Annotated in this window: 19 protein-coding genes, 3 tRNA genes and 1 pseudogene; 13 read left to right on the top strand and 10 right to left on the bottom strand. The window is 42.0% G+C overall.

The annotated features are described in order from the left end of the window. Positions 1 to 90: pseudogene (locus FTV04_RS12320) on the top strand (IS5/IS1182 family transposase); the annotation flags it as partial. 170 nt (positions 91 to 260) lie between these two features. Here FTV04_RS12320 and FTV04_RS12315 read toward each other — a convergent pair. After that, a complete protein-coding gene (locus FTV04_RS12315; protein ID WP_078194071.1) occupies positions 261 to 1,772 on the bottom strand; it encodes an aldehyde dehydrogenase family protein in 1,512 nt (503 codons plus the stop codon). Between the two features lie 221 nt (positions 1,773 to 1,993). Here FTV04_RS12315 and FTV04_RS12310 point away from each other — a divergent pair, with 221 nt between their 5' ends. Beyond that, positions 1,994 to 3,175: a transcriptional regulator gene (locus FTV04_RS12310; RefSeq protein ID WP_180089718.1), complete on the top strand. Its 1,182-nt coding sequence runs from the start codon at positions 1,994 to 1,996 to the stop codon at positions 3,173 to 3,175. 18 nt (positions 3,176 to 3,193) lie between these two features. On the opposite strand, the gene FTV04_RS12305 is transcribed toward FTV04_RS12310, so the two are convergent. Continuing rightward, positions 3,194 to 4,159, bottom strand: coding sequence for an alpha/beta hydrolase (locus tag FTV04_RS12305; RefSeq protein ID WP_180089716.1), 966 nt, complete (start codon positions 4,157 to 4,159; stop codon positions 3,194 to 3,196). A 246-nt stretch (positions 4,160 to 4,405) separates the two neighbouring features. Continuing rightward, on the bottom strand, positions 4,406 to 5,617 hold the full coding sequence (locus FTV04_RS12300; RefSeq protein WP_180078990.1) for an iron-containing alcohol dehydrogenase: 1,212 nt from the start codon (positions 5,615 to 5,617) through the stop codon (positions 4,406 to 4,408). 400 nt (positions 5,618 to 6,017) lie between these two features. Between FTV04_RS12300 and FTV04_RS12295 the strand changes: the two genes are divergently transcribed. Next, positions 6,018 to 7,718, top strand: a complete 1,701-nt coding sequence (locus FTV04_RS12295; protein WP_180003556.1) for an NAD-dependent malic enzyme — start codon at positions 6,018 to 6,020, stop codon at positions 7,716 to 7,718. Positions 7,719 to 7,856: 138 nt separating this feature from the next. On the opposite strand, the gene FTV04_RS12290 is transcribed toward FTV04_RS12295, so the two are convergent. The 3 genes from FTV04_RS12290 to FTV04_RS12280 form a co-directional block, all read right to left on the bottom strand. Next, positions 7,857 to 7,932: transfer RNA gene (locus FTV04_RS12290), tRNA-Gly, on the bottom strand. Positions 7,933 to 7,978: 46 nt separating this feature from the next. Next, a tRNA-Gly gene (locus FTV04_RS12285) sits at positions 7,979 to 8,054 on the bottom strand. 47 nt (positions 8,055 to 8,101) lie between these two features. After that, positions 8,102 to 8,174 (bottom strand) — tRNA-Gly (locus FTV04_RS12280). 242 nt (positions 8,175 to 8,416) lie between these two features. On the opposite strand from FTV04_RS12280, the gene FTV04_RS12275 reads away from it, so the two are divergent. The 5 genes from FTV04_RS12275 (at position 8,417) to FTV04_RS12255 (ending at position 11,348) form a co-directional block, all read left to right on the top strand. Further along, positions 8,417 to 8,728, top strand: a complete 312-nt coding sequence (locus tag FTV04_RS12275) for a BolA family transcriptional regulator (protein WP_078191519.1) — start codon at positions 8,417 to 8,419, stop codon at positions 8,726 to 8,728. 8 nt (positions 8,729 to 8,736) lie between these two features. After that, positions 8,737 to 9,129, top strand: coding sequence for a SirB2 family protein (locus FTV04_RS12270; protein ID WP_180085642.1), 393 nt, complete (start codon positions 8,737 to 8,739; stop codon positions 9,127 to 9,129). A gap of 63 nt (positions 9,130 to 9,192) precedes the next feature. Further along, a complete protein-coding gene (locus tag FTV04_RS12265) occupies positions 9,193 to 10,029 on the top strand; it encodes a ParA family protein (RefSeq protein ID WP_180089714.1) in 837 nt (278 codons plus the stop codon). 13 nt (positions 10,030 to 10,042) lie between these two features. Then, a complete protein-coding gene (locus tag FTV04_RS12260; protein ID WP_078191516.1) occupies positions 10,043 to 10,447 on the top strand; it encodes a hypothetical protein in 405 nt (134 codons plus the stop codon). Between the two features lie 307 nt (positions 10,448 to 10,754). After that, positions 10,755 to 11,348: a LysE family translocator gene (locus FTV04_RS12255; protein ID WP_180089712.1), complete on the top strand. Its 594-nt coding sequence runs from the start codon at positions 10,755 to 10,757 to the stop codon at positions 11,346 to 11,348. A gap of 19 nt (positions 11,349 to 11,367) precedes the next feature. On the opposite strand, the gene FTV04_RS12250 is transcribed toward FTV04_RS12255, so the two are convergent. Beyond that, the gene (locus FTV04_RS12250; RefSeq protein WP_078191514.1) at positions 11,368 to 11,994 is read right to left on the bottom strand and encodes a DedA family protein; all 627 of its coding nucleotides are present in this window, start codon (positions 11,992 to 11,994) and stop codon (positions 11,368 to 11,370) included. Between the two features lie 194 nt (positions 11,995 to 12,188). On the opposite strand from FTV04_RS12250, the gene FTV04_RS12245 reads away from it, so the two are divergent. After that, the gene (locus tag FTV04_RS12245) at positions 12,189 to 12,611 is read left to right on the top strand and encodes a DoxX family protein (protein ID WP_180039796.1); all 423 of its coding nucleotides are present in this window, start codon (positions 12,189 to 12,191) and stop codon (positions 12,609 to 12,611) included. A 212-nt stretch (positions 12,612 to 12,823) separates the two neighbouring features. Continuing rightward, positions 12,824 to 14,392, top strand: a complete 1,569-nt coding sequence (gene guaA, locus FTV04_RS12240) for a glutamine-hydrolyzing GMP synthase (RefSeq protein WP_078194056.1) — start codon at positions 12,824 to 12,826, stop codon at positions 14,390 to 14,392. Positions 14,393 to 14,616: 224 nt separating this feature from the next. Here guaA and FTV04_RS12235 read toward each other — a convergent pair whose 3' ends face one another. Further along, complete coding sequence (locus FTV04_RS12235) at positions 14,617 to 15,951, bottom strand: GGDEF domain-containing protein (RefSeq protein WP_171262679.1); 1,335 nt, start codon at positions 15,949 to 15,951, stop codon at positions 14,617 to 14,619. Positions 15,952 to 16,095: 144 nt separating this feature from the next. Beyond that, complete coding sequence (locus FTV04_RS12230; protein WP_180089710.1) at positions 16,096 to 17,271, bottom strand: GGDEF domain-containing protein; 1,176 nt, start codon at positions 17,269 to 17,271, stop codon at positions 16,096 to 16,098. Between the two features lie 392 nt (positions 17,272 to 17,663). Between FTV04_RS12230 and FTV04_RS12225 the strand changes: the two genes are divergently transcribed. The 3 genes from FTV04_RS12225 (at position 17,664) to FTV04_RS12215 (ending at position 19,907) form a co-directional block, all read left to right on the top strand. Further along, a complete protein-coding gene (locus tag FTV04_RS12225; RefSeq protein ID WP_180039790.1) occupies positions 17,664 to 18,611 on the top strand; it encodes a pirin family protein in 948 nt (315 codons plus the stop codon). Between the two features lie 68 nt (positions 18,612 to 18,679). After that, positions 18,680 to 19,078 carry an OsmC family protein gene (locus tag FTV04_RS12220; RefSeq protein ID WP_111885787.1) on the top strand — a complete coding sequence of 133 codons (399 nt, stop codon included), beginning with the start codon at positions 18,680 to 18,682 and terminating at the stop codon, positions 19,076 to 19,078. A gap of 151 nt (positions 19,079 to 19,229) precedes the next feature. Beyond that, positions 19,230 to 19,907, top strand: a complete 678-nt coding sequence (locus FTV04_RS12215) for a glutathione S-transferase family protein (RefSeq protein WP_180089708.1) — start codon at positions 19,230 to 19,232, stop codon at positions 19,905 to 19,907. Here the strand turns inward: FTV04_RS12215 and phoR are convergent. Next, positions 19,904 to 21,262 (bottom strand): phosphate regulon sensor histidine kinase PhoR, encoded by a 1,359-nt coding sequence (gene phoR, locus FTV04_RS12210; protein ID WP_078191505.1) that lies wholly within the window; start codon positions 21,260 to 21,262, stop codon positions 19,904 to 19,906. The two genes, FTV04_RS12215 and phoR, sit on opposite strands and share 4 nt — an antisense overlap. Positions 21,263 to 21,266: the final 4 nt, after the last annotated feature.

The raw sequence follows: 21,266 nt of genomic DNA, 5'->3' as shown, positions 1-21,266 counted from the left end.
AGAGGAATTGCCACAAGATACGATAAGCTAAAACGTAACTATCAAAGCGCTGTTGCTTTAGCTTGTATATTTATATGGTTGCCTCTTTAGCTCAATTTATCGGCTGTAAATGTCAACACACCCTAATAAAGTTATTTGTTTAGCAAGCATAAGAAAATTTGCAGCTTTTTAAAAGAAATTTTAATGAATTCTTTGAAGAGGCTTCTAACAAAAAAGCGAACCGAAGTTCGCTTTTTATCTCATGTATTGTTCAACGCTGCTTAGAAGAAGCCCATTGGTTTGGTGTCATAGCTCACCAACAAGTTTTTGGTTTGTTGATAATGATCAAGCATCATTTTGTGGTTTTCCCGGCCGATCCCTGATTTTTTGTAGCCACCGAATGCTGCGTGTGCAGGGTAGATATGATAACAGTTGGTCCATACACGACCTGCCTGAATAGCACGACCCGCACGATATGAAGTATGCGCTGAACGCGACCAAACCCCTGCACCTAGACCATAAATCGTGTCATTGGCAATTTTAATGGCATCATCAAAGTCTTTAAAGGTTGCTACTGAAAGCACAGGGCCAAAGATTTCCTCTTGGAAAATCTTCATGTCATTGGTGCCTTTAAAAATCGTTGGCTCAATATAGAAACCAGTACCGACTTCATTTCGTGGGTCACCACCAGTAATGAGCTGTGCACCTTCATTTTTACCTGTAGCGATACAGCCTAAAATTTTGTCTTGCTGCTCTTGCGATGCCTGTGCACCAATCATGGTATCGGTATCGAGTGGATGACCCGTCTTAATACGTTTCACACGTTCTACTGCCATTTCCAAGAATCGATCTGCAATGCTTTCTTGTACCAATGCACGTGATGGACATGTGCAAATTTCACCTTGGTTGAGCGCAAACATGGCAAAACCTTCGAGTGTTTTATCTAAGAACTCATCGTCTTTGTCCATGATGTCTTCAAAGAAGATATTTGGTGATTTTCCACCAAGTTCTAAAGTCACAGGAATGATATTTTCAGTCGCATATTGCATGATCATTTGACCGACAGCGGTTGAACCTGTGAAGGCGATTTTTGAGATGCGCGGATTGGTCGCCAATGGACGACCGACTTCAACACCATAACCATTCACAATATTCAGCACGCCCGGTGGGAGTAAGTCTTGAATGAGTTCAGCCAAGACTAAGATGCTGACAGGCGTTTGCTCCGCAGGTTTCAACACGATGCAGTTACCCGCAGCCAATGCTGGAGCAAGTTTCCAAGCCGCCATCAAGATTGGGAAATTCCACGGAATAATTTGACCGACCACACCAAGTGGTTCATGGAAATGGTACGCAATAGTATTTTCATCAATTTCAGAAATGCCGCCTTCTTGGGCACGGATACAGCCGGCAAAATAACGGAAGTGATCGATACAAAGTGGAATATCAGCGGCTAAGGTTTCACGAATCGGTTTACCGTTGTCCCATGTTTCTGCAACTGCAAGGAGCTCTAGGTTTTCTTCAAGTCGATCGGCAATTTTTAATAAAATATTTGAGCGTGTCGTTGGGGAAGAGGCGTTCCATTGGGCTTTGGCTTTATGCGCTGCATCCAAAGCCAATTCAATATCTTCAGCAGAAGAACGTGGCACTTTGGTAAAAACTTTACCGTCTACAGGGGAGATATTTTCAAAGTATTCACCTTTCACTGGCGCGACCCATTGGCCACCAATCAGGTTTTCATACTGAGCTTTAAACTGAACTTTTGAACCGGGTTGATTAGGATCGACATAACGCATATGAATTTTCCTTTGCTTGTTTATTATGATCTTGTTGGGCTGCCCATCTGTGGCAATCTACAGCTTTGGTATAAGGTACTTTTGTACATTATTTGATTAGCATAGCCTGTATAAGGTTGGAAAAAGGTTGGAGACAAGAAGGTTTACAATATTTTTTTTCAGTCTTAAAAACAAAAGCTGGGAAACGGATTTTTAGTCATGAATTGTTGTGAGAATAATGAATGATGATGCAGCAGGATTTATCTGAAAAACGACAGAATGTCGAACGGTTAAGGCAGGGCATGAGTCTGTCAAAGCAGCAAACCTCGCAATTGAATGAGAGCATTGCGAGTTCTTGGCAGCGATCGGCGCAGGCGGAAATTCCGGAAAATCGGAGTGCTGCGCCTTTGGTAAATTTAAGCCCTCAAAGTCAACAACAGTCGGCATTGCATCATGCGTTGCAACATTGTGCCGAAGATTTAAAACACATTGCCGAACAGTCGTCGATGGTACTTGCCGTGGGCGATGTAGGTAGCACGATTATTTGGAGTGCGTCGAGTCGGCAAATGCAAAGTGCTGCGGAAAGTGTGCATTTTATTGCAGGTGGGCAGTGGCGAGAAGAATTGGTCGGCACCAATGCATTAGCTTTGTCTTTAAAAACCCAACAGTCGAGTTGTGTGTTTTCAAATGAACATTACATGCCATCAGTACATGAATGGGTCTGCTATGCAGCACCGATTATCGATCCACATACGCAGCAAATTTTGGGCGTGGTTGATTTATCCACTGTGTGGAAAAACCACAATAGTTTAGGGCTACTTGCGGCTGAACGCTGCGCTTCGATTATTCAATCGGCTTTACTCGATTTTCAAAAACAGCATTTGTATATTCGGGCCTTTGCTGTGCCGCAAGTGTTATTTAATGGCAAAGTGATGGTGCTGACCCCGCGGCAAATAGAAATTTTGACCATCTTGGCGCTATGTCCGCAAGGCATGACCTTAGATACTTTGCATCAAGCCTTATATGGTGAACGTAAGGTGAGTGTTGGGACTTTAAAAGCGGAAATGTCGCAGCTACGCGATATTTTGGGTGGCATGTTAGGCTCAAGACCCTATCGTTTATTGGCACAAGTCGAAGCCGACTTTTTACAAGCTGAGCAAGCTTTAGATGCAGGTTATCTCGATTCTGCATTAAAACTGTGTTCAGGGGTTTTCTTGGCCAAAACCGAAAGTCCTTTTTTAGGGGCATGGCGTGATTGTCTTGAGTCACGATTAAGCCAAGCGATTTTTAATGCCAAGGAAACAGATGTTCTGCTCAAGCATGTCGCGCGTTTTCCTGAAGCCATTGATGCGGTTGAACGCCTGATTGAGCTGATGCCGAGATCGCATCCCGTACATCAGACTTTGTTGAAACTAAAACAGTAAGTTGCAATGTAATTCAGGCTAATAAAGACCTTTATTGGCCAGCCATTGAAAGAGCTGGGTATAGACTTGTTCTCGCGCGGTTTTTTCCGAAAGTACTAAATCATGCAAGCCATTGTGAATGCTTTGAATGGTGACATCGCCTTGAATTTTCTTGGCATATTTTTGGATATCTTTTACACCCAAAATCACATCACTAGTCTGCGCTGCTTTACCCCATTTTTTGGGATTTTTAGTTTGATGTGAATGCATCACTAATACCGGTACATCAATCGTCACACCTTGATGAATTTCCTTTTGAGCTTCATAAATACTGCGGACGAAACTGATGTATACCATTGGATAGCGGGTCTTTTTCCAGTCTAAATTGAAGTCCCATTCACCCTTGAGTTCATGGTGTAAGCTGGCGGTGTACCATTTATTCAGCTCACTTGGGAATTTTAAATTTGGAAAAGTCTTTGCCAATTTACTCAGCTGTGGAATACCCAGTGCGCGTTTCACCGGATTCATGTTGAAATCATAAAATGGGCTGTTAACCCAAAGGGCTTGAATTAAAGGATGATTTTGATGATGCGCCGCATACAAGGTGGTGGTTAATCCACCGGTTGAATGACCACAGAGCAGTAAGGCATCGTGACCTTCATCAGCAATGATCGTTAGGGCTTGATCTATTTCGGCATCATATTCAGACAGTTCATGTACGTTATAGTATTTTTGATGCGGGCGGATGGAGCGACCATATTTTCTTAAATCCAAGGCATAAAAGTCGAAACCGTGCTGATTAAAGCGTTCGGCCATTTCGGTTTGGAAAAAATAATCGATAAAACCATGGATATAGAGCACCGCTTTGGAGGTAGGAGCCGCTGCTTTTTTGCGAACCAGTGTGGCAACCACAGGGCCTTCATAATCATCTGGGAAGGTCAGCGTGGCTTGTTCATAGCCTGCGCCCAAAATGTCAGGCTGATACTGAATTGGTGAATGGCTCATTATTATACTCATCAATATTATTGGACATTATGCTTTATCCTTGATGAGCCATAAGCTTTTGTCAAATGAATAATCGATGCTGTTATGCGAACTAAAAAAGAGTGACCTCAGTATGAAAGCGACCAATCTAGAGTCTCTTCCCTGAAATAAAAAGTGAAATGGATTCAGTTGAGCCTACATCACCAGACTCAAAGGGTAATGTAGGCACTTAGGTCACTTAAACATGAAGACCTTTGAGGGCTTAACTTAAACGGCCGCTTTGAAGTCGACCACAGAGGCATTGGCTTTAAGCGCTGCCTTGAAAATATCAACCACTTGAGCATGAGTCGCTTTACGTGGGTTGGTCAGCATGCAGGCATCTTTTTGCGCATTTTCAGACATGATGCTGAGGTCTTGTTCTTTCACACCGAGTTCAGAAAGGCTCGATGGAATGCCAATCGAAGCAGAGAGTTCACGGATTGCTGCAATCGCTGCATAAGCCGCTTCAGTCACCGTTAAACCGTCGGTTGGCACACCCATGAGCTGCGCGATACGTGCATATCGGTCAGGGCAGGCGATCAGGTTAAATTCGCAAACGTGTGGTAACAGCACGGCATTACATACGCCATGTGGCAAGTTGTAGAAGCCACCCAGTTGGTGCGCCATCGCGTGGACATAACCTAAAGATGCATTGTTAAATGCCATCCCTGCTAAGTACTGCGCATAGCTCATCGCATCACGTGCTTCTAGGTTTTCGCCATTGGCGACGGCAGGGCTGAGCCATTCACTGATCATTGAAATGGCTTTTTCAGCACAAGCATCGGTAATAGGATTGGCTGCTGTAGAAACATAAGCTTCGACCGCATGTGTTAATGCATCCATACCGGTTGCTGCAGTGAGCGCCGCAGGTTTCGCAATCATCAGTTTCGGGTCATCAATAGCGATAAGTGGGGTACAACGCCAATCGACAATCGCCATTTTTACATGGGTTTCAGTATTGGTAATGATACAGAAACGGGTCATTTCTGATGCCGTACCTGCGGTGGTATTAATCGCAATGAGTGGAGTCATTGGAACTGTACTTTTATCGATGCCTTCATAGTCACGAATATGACCACCACCGGCAGTGACTAAGCCAATGCCTTTGGCACAGTCATGAGAAGAGCCGCCACCGAGAGAGACAATAAAGTCACAGCCATTGTCATTGTAGGCATCTACACCGCTATGCACGTTGGTGTCAGTTGGGTTGGGTTCTGCGCCCGGAAAGATGTGACTTTCTACGCCAGCTTCAGTTAAATATGCGGCAATCGTATCTGCTACACCAAATTTGTAAAGACCGGCATCGGTCACGATAAGCGCTTTCTTTGCGCCAAGATTTTGTGCCTTTGCACCAATTTCTTTAGCACAGCCGGGGCCAAAAAGTGAAACACAAGGGATGTAAAAACCGTTTGTTTGATCTGCAATATTTTTAAAAGCCATGGTGCGATTCCTTCTACCATTCATTGTCATTTGTTATGGGTGATACTCACCTAAACTGAGTATTGCGAGGGATGTTTTAAATTCACACCTACCAAAGACCTACCAAAATTATGGCTTTGTTTTGAATTTATTTAATTGATTGAAATTTAATCATTAATTATTTTTGTTATTTTCTAAGATTCGCTAAAAGTCGTATACATTTAAGCCAAAATAGGCGTTGCGATGATTGGATGCATGATCGAGTTATCAGATTATAAAATCTAACTAAAACTACTATCAATTTACTAAATGCCCCAAAGCGCTCGAATCAGGATAGGCTATAACAAATAACGAGATAGTCACTTTTGTGCATTTCGCTTTTTGCAGTGCGAAACAAAAGATTAATTAAACGAGTTAAATAATGCCCAGTGAAAATTTGAAAACGAAACGACCTTTATATATTCCTTATGCCGGAAATACACTTTTAGAACTCCCACTTTTAAATAAGGGTTCTGCGTTTAATGAAGATGAACGTAAGAGCTTTAATTTACACGGTTTAATTCCACACGTTACAGAAAGCATTGAAGAACAAAGTCAGCGTTCTTATCAGCAATATTGTGCATTTAATAGTGATATCAATAAGCATATTTACCTGCGCAATATTCAAGACACCAATGAAACATTGTTCTATCACTTAATTGAAAACCACCTCAGTGAGATGATGCCGATCATCTATACACCAACAGTGGGTGAGGCTTGTCAGCGCTTCTCGGACATTTACCGTCGTCATCGTGGGATTTTTATTTCATATCCTGACCGTGATCATATCGATCAAATTATTCATAACGTGAATAAAAAGAATGTGAAAGTGATCGTGATTACGGACGGTGAACGTATTCTTGGTCTTGGTGACCAAGGCATTGGGGGGATGGGGATTCCGATTGGTAAGTTGTCGCTGTACACTGCGTGTGGTGGGATCAGTCCAGCCTATACTTTGCCGATTACTTTAGATGTCGGAACCAATAACCAACAGCTGTTGAATGACCCGATTTATATGGGTTGGAGTCAGCCTAGGATTAGTGGTGAAGAATATTATCAATTTGTCGATGACGTGATTAAAGCCATTCAACAACGTTGGCCTAAAGCGCTGATTCAATTTGAAGACTTTGCACAAAAAAATGCGATGCCTTTACTGGAAAAATATCGCGATAAAATTTGCTGTTTCAATGACGATATTCAAGGGACAGCAGCAGTGTCTGTCGGAAGTTTAATTGCGGCATCACGTGCAGCAGGCAAGCAGCTCAAAGATCAAATCGTCACCTTCTTAGGGGCGGGTTCAGCAGGTTGTGGGATTGCAGAACAGATCATCAAGCAAATGGTGGCGGAAGGTTTAACCGATGCTCAAGCACGTGCGCGGGTGTTTATGGTCGACCGCTTTGGTTTAATTACTGAAAATCAGCCGAATCTTTTAGATTTCCAACGCAAGCTTGCGCAAGCACCGGATAACGTCGCACATTGGGCAAATGCAGATTCGGTCATCTCACTCCTGGATGTGGTTACACATGCCAAACCGACTGTATTGATTGGGGTTTCGGGACAACCGGGGCTGTTTAGCCAAGAGGTTATTGAAACGATGGCTGCAAATTGTGAACAGCCTATTGTGTTGCCACTATCTAACCCGACATCACGTGTCGAAGCGGTGCCTGCAGATATTATCGAGTGGACCAAAGGTAAGGCCCTGATTGCGACAGGTAGTCCATTTGCACCAGTGAATTATCATGGCAAGATTCATCAGATTTCACAGTGCAATAACTCCTATATTTTCCCGGGGATTGGACTGGGTGTGATTGCATCTGGGGCGAAACGTGTGACGGAAAATATGCTGATGGCATCTAGTACGGCATTGGCGGACTGTTCACCAAAATTGGCAGATCCAAATGCTGATTTATTGCCAAGTTTGGATTATTTACAGGATATTTCGAAGAAAATTGCATTGAAAGTCGCGTTGGCTGCGATTGCTGATGGTGTTGCGCCAAATGTCAGCGTTGAAGTGCTCGAACATGCGATTGAAGCGAATTTCTGGAAACCTGAATATCGTGATTATGTCCGTGTGACCTATTAACGCAATTTTAATTTTTATTCATATTTGTGGAACCTGACTCAAACCATGTTCCACATACTGAATAAATATAGATTGATTTTGATTGGTGTAAGCGATAGATAAAAAAACCCCCATCTTTCGATGAGGGCTTTTTGAATTTGGAGCGGGAAAGGAGACTCGAACTCCCGACCCCAACCTTGGCAAGGTTATGCTCTACCAACTGAGCTATTCCCGCGGAGTCTATCCTGTTTTTTTACTAAAAAACTGAATCGAAAAAAATTTGGAGCGGGAAAGGAGACTCGAACTCCCGACCCCAACCTTGGCAAGGTTATGCTCTACCAACTGAGCTATTCCCGCGGAGTCTATCCAATTTTTTAAATAAAAAACCGAATGAAAAAATTTTGAGCGGGAAAGGAGACTCGAACTCCCGACCCCAACCTTGGCAAGGTTATGCTCTACCAACTGAGCTATTCCCGCATAGCCACGTATAATACATTAAGGATTTTTCAGGTCAATAACTTTATGAAAAACTGTGCATCGTTTGCATAAAATAAAAACAATTTGTTTGAAAATTGGAAGATTTTTGCAGGTCGAAGGCTTCCATTTTGATGAAATCATGCAATTCAGATGGTTTCAGCAACTTTGCGACACAAGAACTTGAACAAATACAGGCTATACTAAGACCAGTTGAACCTTTTTTTGAATTTGGGAGAGCCGTTTTGAGTTTAGAACAGCAATTAATTGAGCGTCTACAGACATTAGCGCCTACACATCTTGAAGTGGTGAATGAGTCCGCAGGTCATGGAGGTTATTTCCCAGGTAAAGAGTCGCATTTTAAAGCAGTGATCGTGAGTGAGGCATTTGCAGGTTTGCGTTTGGTGCAACGTCATCAAAAAGTCTATGCCGCAGCCGGTGATTTACTTAGTCCGGGGCAAATTCATGCCTTGGCCATTCATGCGTTTTTACCCGAAGAATGGAAAGGTCAAGACACCACTAGCCCTGAATGTGCGCATGCACCTAAGTCATCTTAAGGTGAGCCATGGAAACGCAATTAATCATTAAAATCATTCATATGTGTGGTGTGGCTTTAGGCTGTGCTGCCATTTTCATTCGTGCTTTTACGCTGTTTAAAGGGACGCAGGGCAATTTACCGAATCCATCAGGTCGTAAGTTTTTTGTTGCTTTGCAACATGGCTCAATGACATTAATTGCTGTGACAGGAATTATCTTATTGTTTATGAAGAACTTTGATGTGCAGCCATGGTTCTATGCCAAAGTTGTACTATTTCTAGCGTTGCTGTCTTCTTTATCTAAAGCGTATAAAAAAGATGACAGTGTTTTATTGGTTCAGCGCCGTGCGGGCTTATTTATTGCAGCTGTTGCACTTATTTTCATCATTACATTGGTTATAATTAAACCAGTTTTTGGATAAATGGCTTATCCACATGGCCGATTTCAAGGCTTGAGTAAAAAAACAAAGATTAGAGGGTTTTGAATGCGTACGCGTGTGGTATTTAACCAAAAAGGTGGTGTGGGGAAATCGAGTATTACGGTCAATTTAGCTGCGATAAGCGCGCACCAAGGTTTAAAAACTTTGGTGGTTGACCTCGACCCTCAAGCCAATTCAAGTCAATATTTGTTGGGGGATGATGCGACGTATTCGGCAGATAAGCCTGCTCTTGAACCCAATATTGAAAATTATTTTGAAGAAGTCTTGGGGACGCAACAAAGTAAAGGTTTGTTGGGAAATGCCATCGGTTCGATTTTGAAGGGTCGTGCCAAAGGTTTGGAAAGTTATGTGCATGCATCGCCTTATCCACGTTTAGATGTGATTCCAGCCAGTCCAAATTTAGGCGCGTTGGCACATGCCTTAGAATCTAAGCATAAAATTTACAAACTGCGTGATGCTTTGCAGCAGATGAGCGGTCAATATGATCGAGTGTTTATTGATACACCGCCTGCCTTTAACTTTTTTACTTTATCTGCGTTGATTGCGGCAGATCGCGTGCTGATTCCATTTGACTGCGATGTGTTTTCAAAACGTGCCTTACAGACCCTGATCGAAAATGTGTTAGAAACGCAGGATGATCATAATGATCATTTAGAAATTGAAGGCATTGTGGTCAATCAATTTCAGGCACAGGCGAAGTTGCCGCGTGAAGTTGTACAACAACTCAAAGATGAAGGTCTGCCTGTATTGGACAGCATGTTACCGCCTTCGGTGCTGATGAAAGAATCTCATCATAAAAATCAACCTTTAATCCATTTGGCTGCAGATCATAAATTGACGCAAGCCTATCAATCATTGTTCAATGAAATTGAGCAAAAGTAGTATCGAGAAAAGTATGAATGCACTTAAATGTGGTCTAGTTGCTTTCACTGCTGTTGTATTGGGTGCATGTGCAAGTACGCCTAAACCAAGCTATGTTTCACCTACACAGTATCAGTCTTTGAGTTGCCAACAATTGCAAAGCGAATACAACCGAATCCACGACTATATTCAAAATGGTGTAGAAACACCGAAGCGCACAGGCGTTGGTGTCGGTGTTGGCCTCGGTGGTGGCTGGGGCAGCCGTGGAGGTTGGGGAATTGGTCCGAGTATTTCGGTCAATATGGGACAATCTTCAAATACCAAACGTACCGAACTTTCACGCGTTCTAGGTGAGCAAGAAGCGATTGTACAGGCAGCAAAATTTAAAGGTTGTCCGATTATCGTTCGCGCAAATTCGGCTACCGCAGCAAAATCATAAACGGATCATGAGCAGGGGCTCAGGCCTGTGCTATGAGAAAAGTGTAATAAAATTTGTCAGTAGGCGAGGCGTCTACTGGCATTTTTTTTGAGCCAAATAAACTGCACTATTTAGAGCCAATAAAATATTTAAATCTATGAAAAAATTAAATTAAATATTATTGGTGTATTTCAATACCTCCTTCTGGTATTGAACATTCAGCGTGAGTGCATTGACTTGTACAAGGATAAAACTGACCTAGTGCGTACTTGTTTTTTTAAATTCATTTCGGCTAAGGTGTGCGCTTTGAAACATTGTCTGGGTATTTATGATTGAGAGTTGGCTTTTTGTATTGGCAATGATTGCGGTGATGATGACGCCGGGACCTAGCAATGCACTAATGGCAAGCTCTGCACATCAACAAGGCATTGCAAAGACGTGCATGCTGATTCCTGCAGAATTATTGGGCTATTTCTATGCCATTAATTTGTGGGCGTTGATTATTCATTTAAGCGCTCCAGTGTGGCCGAATTTAATTCACTTGCTACATTTTCTCAGTATTGCCTATGTTTTATGGTTGGCTTTTCATTTGTGGAAATCGACGCATTTACATCAGTACAATCAAAAACATCCTTCAATTCAACCACGTGAATTATTTATTTCCTCGTTAAAAAATCCTAAAGCGTTGCTTTTTTCTGCAGGTATTTTCCCAATTGAAACTTGGGCTAGCCCATTAAATTTTATTTTGGTTTTCGCTGTATTTAGCGTGGTTTTGCTACCAGTTGCATTGTTTTGGATGTCATTTGGACGGACGATTTTGGCCGGTAAGACCCAAAAAATTAAGGCCGATCTTCTGTATAAAGGATCGGCCCTGATGCTGATTTTATGTATGTTTCCCGTGGTTTTACGCTTTTTTGCTTAAAGGTGTTCACCACATCGGTTTATTTCTTTAATTTTGCTCGAATAAAACCAATCACGCCCGGTAAAACACTAATAATAATGATGCCGAAGATCAGATGGGTGAAGTTATCTTTCACGATGGGCATATTGCCAAATAAATAACCCAAAGTGATAAATGAGCCAACCCAACAAATCGCACCAATCATGTTAAAAGTCAGGAAGTACTTATAGTTCATGCTGCCTGCACCTGCGACAAAAGGCGCGAAGGTTCGTGCAAAAGGAATAAAGCGGGCAAAAATAATGGTTTTACCACCGTGTTTTTCAAAGAATTTTTGCGTATTGACCAAATGTTGACGGTTAATGAAGCGTGATTCAATTTCAAAGACACGTGGGCCAATATATTTACCAATATGGTAATTCAGCGTGTCGCCCAAGACCGCAGCGATAAACAGCAAAATCACCAAAACCCATGGATCCATGGCACCTGTTGACGCAGCGAGCGCGCCTGCTGCAAACAGAAGACTATCACCCGGTAAAAAGGGCATGACCACTAAACCGGTTTCAACAAAAATAATCAGGAACAGAATTGCATAAATCCATACGCCATAATTGGTAATGAACTCGAGTAAATGGTCATCAACATGTAGTATAAAATCAATCAGTTCCATGGGGCTTATATGCGTAAAATAGTGGTCTGATGCTATCAGTCTGGGGCAGCAAAGTCAGTATTAAAACGTAATTAATTATCAGTAAAATCGTTCTATATATGGAATGATGAATATTATAAAAGCATATTTAAAGAGAATAAGAAACGACCTAATCTAAGCACATCTTTTGAACAGTATTAAAAATAGGTTTCAGTATGTTTAATCCAAATCTAGTGGTGAAAAATCTGAGTCAACAGCCGCAAATCAATGCGGTAGTCAGTCTCGTTGCACGTATTTTGATGGCTTATATTTTTATTGTGGCAGGTTGGGGTAAAATTACCGCTTACACTGCAACCGCAGGTTATATGGAGTCAATGGGTGTGCCAGCTGGGCTTCTTCCGATTACTATCTTAGTCGAGCTAGGTGGCGGCTTAGCTTTATTGTTTGGTTTTCAAGCGCGTTTTGCGGCGCTAGGTCTAACCGTATTTAGTTTAATCACTGCATTTTTATTCCATGGTGGTGCAGAAGATGGCATTAACTTTATGAAAAATTTGGCGATGTCAGGCGGCTTATTATTTCTCATGTTACATGGTGCAGGTAAATTCAGTTTTGATCATTGGATTGAAAAATCAAAATAAAGCGGTCATGAGTCCGAGCATCCATCAAAGCGGCGTTCTGCCGCTTTTTTCATGTCTATCGCTGATTTAAAGTAAATCAATAAAGCCCTGAAATGTGTTGTAAAAAACATCGTTTGGCTTGTGGTTTTTGCCCCTGTCCGAATAGTGTGCGAAAGTCCAAGAAAAATGTTAGAATACGGCGCTTATATTCGTTGCCTGCATAGTTGTTTGCCATGACTACCAATACCCAAATTACTGAAGACCGTATCCTGATTTTGGATTTCGGTTCTCAATATAGCCAGCTTATTGCACGTCGTGTACGTGAAGCTGGTGTTTATTCAGAAATGTACGCATTTGATATGTCTGAAGAAGACATTCGTGCATTTAACCCAAACGGGATCATTCTTTCAGGTGGTCCAGAAAGTGTTCATGAAGAAGGTAGTCCGCGCGCACCACAAGTTGTATTTGAACTTGGTGTACCTGTTTTAGGTATTTGCTATGGTCTACAAACCATGTCAGAGCAGCTTGGCGGTAAAGTTGAGCCAGGTACTGTACATGAATTCGGTTATGCAGAAGTTGATATTAAAGTCCGTGATGCTTTAATTGGTGATCTTGAAGATACCAAAGACCAATTAAAAGTATGGATGAGTCATGGCGATAAAGTGACTCAAATTCCTGAAGGTTTCCAAATCACTGCCAGCACACCAAGCTGCCCAGTGGCGATGGTTTCTGATGAAAAACGTCGTTTCTATGGTATCCAATTCCACCCAGAAGTGACACACACTGCGAAAGGTGCTGAGTTATTGTCTAACTTCGTACATGGCGTATGTGGTTGCCGTAACTTGTGGAACTCAGAAAACATCATCGATCTTCGCGTAGAACAACTTCGTGAGCAAATTGGTGATCAAAAAGTTCTCTTGGGTCTTTCAGGCGGTGTCGATTCATCTGTTGTAGCTGCACTTTTACACCGTGCGATTGGCGACCAATTGACTTGTGTATTCGTAGATAACGGTTTACTTCGTTTGAACGAAGGCGAGCAAGTGATGGACATGTTTGCGAAAAACATGGGTATTCGCGTGATTCGTGCCGACGCTGAAAATCGCTTCTTAACAGCGCTTGCTGGTGAAGTTGATCCAGAGAAAAAACGTAAAATCATCGGTCGTGAATTCATTGAAGTGTTTGCTGAAGAAGCACGTAAGCTTGACGGTGTGAACTTCCTTGCTCAAGGTACCATTTACCCAGACGTAATTGAATCTGCAGCAAGCAAACAAGGTAAAGCACACGTAATTAAATCACACCACAACGTGGGTGGTTTACCTGAAGATTTAGCATTCGAATTGGTTGAGCCAATCCGTGATTTATTCAAAGACGAAGTACGCCGTTTAGGTACAACTTTAGGTCTTCCATTTGAAATGCTTTACCGTCATCCATTCCCAGGCCCAGGTCTAGGTGTACGTATTCTTGGTGAAGTGAAAAAAGAATATGCAGATATCCTTCGTCTAGCAGATGACATCTTCATGCAAGAACTTCGCGCAAGCGGCTGGTATGACAAAACTGCGCAAGCATTTGCTGTATTCCAACCCGTGAAATCGGTTGGTGTGGTGGGTGATGGCCGCCGTTATGCATGGGTGATCGCGCTTCGTGCTGTAGAAACTGTGGACTTTATGACTGCACGTTTTGCACACCTTCCTTATGATCTTGTAGACAAGATTTCTACACGTATCATGAACGAGATTGCTGAAGTTTCTCGTGTTGTTTATGACGTATCGTCTAAACCACCTGCTACGATTGAGTGGGAGTAATTTAGGGATTTCAAGAAACAACGTTTCTTGCCTAAATTACGGCAAAGGCTATGCCTGCGCCAGACTGGGGTTTCACGAAGCACTGCTTCGTGCCAGTTTTACGCCATGAACAAGATTTAAAGCACTGCTTTAAATTTTGTGCAAGATGCCTGTGGCAGTATCTCATTTAAGATATATCCAATAAAAAAAGGACGCCTCGGCGTCCTTTTTTATATCTCAACATTCTATTTATAAACAATTGACCAACTACTATCGCTTTCATTATTCGGTTCAGCTTTGGGCTTTGCTTTATGGGTAAAGCTTTGCCAAGACTTTGTCGATTTACGTTCGGGTTTCATGCTTGAATCATAGCGCTCTACACGGTTACGGCCATTTTCTTTTGCCTGATACAGCGCAATATCAGCTTGCTTAATCAGTTCAGTTAAATTTTGTTTATGTGATTTAAGCTGTGAAACACCAATGGAAACGGTAAATTGGATCGGGTGATTTGCGACATTCAGCAAAGATTGATTTTGAAGCGTTAAACGAATACGTTCTGCGATTAACATTGCATCCTGTATTTGCGTTTCAGACAGCAGCACAATAAATTCTTCACCACCAAAACGAGCCAAGACATCTTTTTGGCGCATTTCTTTGCGGGTGGTTTCAGCGATACATTGCAGTACCTGATCACCAACATCATGCCCGTAATTATCATTAATATGTTTAAAATGATCGACATCAAACATCAATAAGCAAGTACTTGCAGGCGTTGGCCATTCATGGATGCGATGCTCAGCCAACTGAACAAACTGACGACGGTTATATAACTGGGTGAGCTCATCTGTATGCGCTAGATTTTTCAGCGTATGCATATTCCAGTCGTCAAGTAGGGTACGTAAAAAATGACGACGTGCATTGAGTGTATTGTTCCAACTCATATGCAGGCTGATCATCCAAACAGGAATAGACACCACCACAAAAATCAGTGCTTCTTGCCATGATAAAAGCTGACTCACCGCAAAATATACCAATAGCGAAATGAGGCCCGAACAATACAAGGCGGGCTTAAATTGTGTTTGTACGCAGACATTGGCAATCAAGATAAAGATCGCTGCACCATAGATATAGGACGAGACCATTGGGCTATTTGAAGCCAGTAATAAGCCAATCCAAATCGCGGTGCTACAGACTGTCCCAATCGGTAAGATCATGTCGAGCACACGAATATCTTTTTTGTATTTAAACAGATAGAAGCTGACCAATAGGGCAGCAATAATCATGGCCACTCGAGAAAGACCTGACCAAAAGAACATGTCAGGGATAATAAAAATGTCAGCAAAAAAATAAAGAAGAAACGTAATCTGCGCCATATAGTTCACTTGACGTAAATAAGGTAACTGATGGGCATACTGATGTTGTAGAAAATAGTTTCTAAACTGCGTAGGAATACGTGCAAAAGGATCTGCAATGGCTTGTTCAATCTCGGCACGATTGGCAAGATCACACTCAGAAAGTTTCAAAGTATGAGTATGATTTTTACGAACTTCCTGAGCAGACGAATTAGTCCGAGAACTCATTCGTACATCAACAGACATGTCCCTTCTCCATAAATGGCTTAGGACAAATTATGAACAAAAAACACACAAAAATATCTACCTGAAACTAGGGATTTTTCGAATGAATGATAAAAAATCGTCTGATGAATGTTACAAAATATATTATTAACTTGCTGTTTTATAAGTTGAAATTTGATTGCGTCCTGCAGATTTTGCTTGGTAAAGTGCCTGATCGGCCATGCGAATGACACTTTGTAAATCTCGGTTTTTTTGACCAAATTCGGCAACACCAATTGAAACGGTAAATTTAAGTTTTTGTAGTGTATCAAGTTCTAAATAATCATCGGCTATTGCCCGTCGTAGACGTTCGGCAATATCTTGAGCCTGACGCAAGTGTGTCTGCGGTAAAAGAATAATAAATTCTTCACCGCCAAAGCGGGCAATGATGTCTTGGCTACGTAAAGTATGTCGGCACGTTTCAGCAATTTGTTGTAAAACATGATCACCAATATAGTGCCCAAACTGATCATTAATATTTTTAAATTTGTCGACATCAAAAATCAGTAATGAAAGTGGCTGTAACGGTTTGGACTGATGATGAATATGATAATTGGCAAGTTGAATAAATTGACGTCGATTGTTTAAGCCAGTCAGCACATCGGTATGCGCCATAATATTGAGCGCTTCACGGTTCAACTGATCGAGTTTACTGTGTAAAAAAACAATTCTGGATTTTTGTGTTGAATTCCAACTGATATACAAACTAAATAACAACACGGGAGAATAGATCAAGATAAACAGTTGCAGTTGATGGATATCGCCAGAAACGGCGAAATACACCCCAATCAGCAAGATTAGACTGATACACAGAGAAATGAGCACAGCAGCTTTAAAGCGGATTTGTACACATAAATTGGCTAGTACAATAAAAACCAAAGATGCATATAAATAGATCGGCACATCGGGACTATTGGATAAATTGAGTAGACTAAACCACAGCGCAGAAGCACCAACGATCGATAGGGGAAGCATCAAGTCGAAGAGTAAAATGCTCTTACTATATGTATAAATGCCCCATGTGATGCCCATCATCAGTAAGGTATAGGCCGTTTTTAAGCCTATCGCGAGCAAACCCACATCGGGCAACATAAACCAATCCGCGATGGCATAAGAGAGATAGGCCAATTGAGCCACGATGTTGACTTGCAAAAAGAATTTAAAAAGTTGACGACGATGGTAGTGGAAAAATTCTTGACGAAATTGAGCAGGAACGCGAACAAAGGTTCCTTTCAAGGCTTTTTGGATCAGTGCACGTGATTCTTTCTTATACTCATTGATCATGCAAGATTACCGACAGGTGAGCATGGTTTGTATGTAAATTTATGTAACTAAAATAATCTATATTATTCTTATTTAAAATTAAACACGTTATTTCAATGATTTGTGAATTATTTGGTATTGTTTGGTTAAAAGTGAGTGTTAATTTGTGTTACTTAGATTTACATTTCACGTGATTTTAACAAGTAATTTTGCATTGGGTTTGTCTAAAGAAGCATCGATAACTGTTATGCTATATGTCATATTAGGCAACAAAAAAACGATTGTCCTATCTCTGTGATTCAGCGTATTAATGACAGCTGAAGAAGATTGAGTTAATGCAGATATAATGGAAAAAAATGCATAGGTCTAGCCGATAGTCCTTGCATCGGCTTAGCCAAATTTAGGGTAAGAATATGACCAATACCAATTACACAGAAATATCTCATTCCGACGATTGTGAAAAATACGTCAATCAGTTCATTCAAGAATTTCCACTGCGCCGTGCTGAAATTGGTCAAGGCACAGTGATAAAACGTGCTTTACCGAGTCGGCATAAACGGATGATTGGTGCATGGTGTTTCCTTGACCATGCCGGTCCAGTGCATTTTCCTCAAGGTGATGGCTTAGATGTTGGGCCGCATCCACATATTGGTTTGCAAACATTTACATGGATGATTGATGGCACCATGATGCATACCGACAGTTTGGGCACACATCAGTTAATTCAGCCCAAACAAGTCAATCTCATGACAGCGGGTTATGGTATTTCGCATACTGAGGTTGCTCCAGAGTCTGAAACACAAATGCATGCTGCGCAGCTTTGGATTGCATTGCCAGATGACAAAATCAATATGGCGCCCCAGTTTGACCATTACCCAGAATTGCCTGTGGTGACACAAGACGGGATTGAATTGACGGTCTTGGTCGGTGAATTTTTGCAGACTAAATCGCCGGTAAAAGTACATAGTGAATTATTAGGTGTCGATCTGCGTAGTTCGGAAAGTCAAAGTACCGTCTTGCCGCTCAATCCAAAATTTGAATATGGCTTTATGGCCCTCGAAGGGACTGCCAGTGTCAATGGTCACGAGCTCAATGAAGACAATATGGTGGTACTTGAGCCGGGCTTAACCCAAGTCAAAATTGATCTGCACGCAGGTGGCCGTGTTTTATTATTAGGGGGTGAACCTTTTGAATCACCGATTCTGCTGTGGTGGAATTTTGTGGGGCGCACACAAGAAGAATTGAATATTGCCCGTGAGCAGTGGATTAATCAGGACGAACGCTTTGGCTCTATTCCTGACTATGATGGTCCACGACTAGAAGCACCGGCTTTCCCTGATAAAATGCGTCCATCACGTTAACTTAAAAATAAAAATGAACAGCCGTACCTGTGGTGAAAATGGTGCGGCATAACCATGAGGGAGTCATTATGGGTATCGTCGCAACGGCAACAGTAAACACCTTAGAAGCACCATGGTCAGGTGAAATTCAGAGTGGAAAACATCAACTTATTACTGATAAGCCCGAATCATTTGGCGGCGGGGACTTGGGTTTAGCACCGTATGATTTACTGTGCGCATCCTTAATCTCATGCACAATGATTACCTTGCGCATGTATGCAGCACATAAACAAATCCAATTGGGTGAGTTTCGTGTCGAGGCAGACTTTTGTGCGAACCGTGAAGGAGCTGAATGGGTTGAGCGACGCCTGCATTTTCAAACGTCCTTGGATGCAGAATTAGAGCAAAAAATCTTGTCCATTTGTGAAAAAACCCCAGTGACAAAAACTTTATTGCGCAGTGTAGACATTAAAACCACTCTAGTTTAATTTAAATGCAGGTCGCTGCTGTACTGTGCAAAATTTAGTTTTGATATAGCCCTAAGCAGTGATCTGACACTTTTTATGATTTAAGTACTTCAAAATAATAATGGCTTGCTAGAAATAAGAAAATTTTAGACTTCATATAGGAGATGAACCCATGCGGGTGCTACATCATCTAGAAAAATCTCGTTCATTTCGTATTTTATGGGCAATGCAGGAATTGGGACTGGATTATCAGGTTCAGTTTTATCCGCGACAGCCAAATTTGTCTGCTCCCCCTGAGCTTAAAGTCATCCATCCTTTAGGGAAGTCGCCCATATTGCAGGATGATGGACTGGTCTTGGTAGAATCTGCAGCGATCTTGGAGTATTTACAAGAGAAGTATGATCGGCATGATTTTTTTGCAGCCAAGGCGGAACATTCAAAACAACAATATCGCTTTTGGATGCATTATGCCGAAGGTTCTCTAATGCCGTTGTTGGTGATGCAGTTGGTCATGAGCAATGTGCCACGTCATGTACCTTGGGTCATCAAACCCGTAGCTAATCGCATTTGTGATGGGGTCAAAAAAGGTTTTGTACGACCTCGCTTAAAAGAACATATCGAGTTTTTAGAAAACCATTTAGCGGAAAATGAATATTTTGCGGGACCGTTTAGCTTTGCGGATATTCAGATGACGTTTCCATTAGAAGCCGTCATGACCAGAACTCAAGGGCGATATCCACAAATTCAGGCTTTCTTACAACGGATGCAACAGCGTCCTGCATATCGCCGTGCCAAACAACAAGAACAACAGTTGGAAGCACAGCAAGACCGGCAGGATGATTCTGCTTAGCTCACGTGATATAAGCGTTCTTTAGGGAAAACGACTTTAAACAGCGAACCACGGTTTTCTTTGGATTCAATTTCAAGGTGTGCCTGATGTTGCATCAAAACGTGTTTCACGATGGCAAGACCTAAACCTGTTCCTCCCGTTTGGCGACTACGTGCGCTGTCCACACGGTAAAACCGTTCCGTTAAACGGGGTAAGTGTTTCGGGTCAATCCCGATACCCGTATCTTCAACGGTAAAATAACCATGCGTACCATCATCATGCCAACCAATGGTCACAGTACCGCCTTTGGGGGTGTATTTAATAGCATTGGTGATGAGGTTGCTAAAGGCACTCGCCAATTCCATATCTGATCCGATCAGGTCACAGTGACTATCAATCTCGAGATTCAGTGTATGTCCATAATCCACATTGTAAGCATGTGCATCGTCATATAGTTGGTTCATTAGGCTGGGCATTTCAATGATTTGATTTTTAGCAACTTTTTTATCATTTTCCAGACGAGATAATAATAACAAGTCATTAACCAAAGCATTCATACGGCGGGTTTGAGACTGCATTTGATCGAATGCACGTTTCCAGCGTGGATTTAAATCTTCCTGATCGGTAAAGGTTTCGATATAGCCACTTAAAACCGTAAGTGGTGTGCGTAGCTCATGTGAAATATTATCGACAAAGTCTTTACGCATTTGCTCAAGGTTATGCATGCGCGTGACGTCATAAGCCACCAATAAACGACTTTCGCGACCAAAACGGGTTAATTTGACTTGTACATAATGGTCTTCAAGTACCGATGATTTCATTTTTAAACCATCGGGGGCTAAATCGATATTGGTAAAGTATTCGATAAAACTAGGCTGTCTTAAAATACTTAAAATATTGCGCCCTTGATCGAGCTGTTGAATCCCCAAAAGCTTTTCTGCGGCAGGGTTCCACCATTCGATTTGGTGTAATTCATCAATCAATACCACAGCTTCAGCAAGTGCCACTAAGGAAGATTGAGCGCGGTCGATCAGACCAACCATTTCAGCTTGTACAATGCGTTCTTGACGCTGCGCACGGTATACATTAAAGAGCAAAGCCCCCCAAATACCGTCTAAATTCGGCGGGACATCATAGGGACGGTTTGAAATCCATTCGTTGACCAAGTACAGCGAACGCATTTGCAATGCAAAGAACACTGCAAAGGCAATTAAGATGCAGATCCATAAGTACCCGATACCAAAGCCGATGAGTGCAGCAATGAGTAGGAAAAATGCCAGCAGTCTTAAATCCTGCTTGGCAAAAGTCCATAAACTGCTGTAACGGAATTTTTTATGTTCACTGGCAAGTTCAGGGACGGGATACGGTTCGTACATAGAA

The sequence above is a fragment of the Acinetobacter sp. YH12219 genome, from assembly GCF_013417875.1.
Classification (GTDB): Bacteria; Pseudomonadota; Gammaproteobacteria; order Pseudomonadales; family Moraxellaceae; genus Acinetobacter; species Acinetobacter amyesii.
The sequence above is the reverse complement of the archived record's forward strand: the minus strand, read 5'-3'. Positions and strand labels throughout refer to the sequence as shown.

Coding starts and splice junctions, on each gene's coding strand:
- FTV04_RS12220 (WP_111885787.1), top strand. CDS start 18,680: ATGGGTATCGTCGCAACGGCAACAGTAAACACCTTAGAAGCACCATGG.
- FTV04_RS12295 (WP_180003556.1), top strand. CDS start 6,018: ATGCCCAGTGAAAATTTGAAAACGAAACGACCTTTATATATTCCTTAT.
- FTV04_RS12250 (WP_078191514.1), bottom strand. CDS start 11,994: ATGGAACTGATTGATTTTATACTACATGTTGATGACCATTTACTCGAG.
- FTV04_RS12260 (WP_078191516.1), top strand. CDS start 10,043: ATGAATGCACTTAAATGTGGTCTAGTTGCTTTCACTGCTGTTGTATTG.
- FTV04_RS12235 (WP_171262679.1), bottom strand. CDS start 15,951: ATGAGTTCTCGGACTAATTCGTCTGCTCAGGAAGTTCGTAAAAATCAT.
- FTV04_RS12230 (WP_180089710.1), bottom strand. CDS start 17,271: ATGATCAATGAGTATAAGAAAGAATCACGTGCACTGATCCAAAAAGCC.
- guaA (WP_078194056.1), top strand. CDS start 12,824: ATGACTACCAATACCCAAATTACTGAAGACCGTATCCTGATTTTGGAT.
- FTV04_RS12310 (WP_180089718.1), top strand. CDS start 1,994: ATGATGATGCAGCAGGATTTATCTGAAAAACGACAGAATGTCGAACGG.
- FTV04_RS12255 (WP_180089712.1), top strand. CDS start 10,755: ATGATTGAGAGTTGGCTTTTTGTATTGGCAATGATTGCGGTGATGATG.
- FTV04_RS12300 (WP_180078990.1), bottom strand. CDS start 5,617: ATGGCTTTTAAAAATATTGCAGATCAAACAAACGGTTTTTACATCCCT.
- phoR (WP_078191505.1), bottom strand. CDS start 21,262: ATGTACGAACCGTATCCCGTCCCTGAACTTGCCAGTGAACATAAAAAA.
- FTV04_RS12265 (WP_180089714.1), top strand. CDS start 9,193: ATGCGTACGCGTGTGGTATTTAACCAAAAAGGTGGTGTGGGGAAATCG.
- FTV04_RS12305 (WP_180089716.1), bottom strand. CDS start 4,159: ATGAGCCATTCACCAATTCAGTATCAGCCTGACATTTTGGGCGCAGGC.
- FTV04_RS12215 (WP_180089708.1), top strand. CDS start 19,230: ATGCGGGTGCTACATCATCTAGAAAAATCTCGTTCATTTCGTATTTTA.
- FTV04_RS12225 (WP_180039790.1), top strand. CDS start 17,664: ATGACCAATACCAATTACACAGAAATATCTCATTCCGACGATTGTGAA.
- FTV04_RS12315 (WP_078194071.1), bottom strand. CDS start 1,772: ATGCGTTATGTCGATCCTAATCAACCCGGTTCAAAAGTTCAGTTTAAA.
- FTV04_RS12270 (WP_180085642.1), top strand. CDS start 8,737: ATGGAAACGCAATTAATCATTAAAATCATTCATATGTGTGGTGTGGCT.
- FTV04_RS12245 (WP_180039796.1), top strand. CDS start 12,189: ATGTTTAATCCAAATCTAGTGGTGAAAAATCTGAGTCAACAGCCGCAA.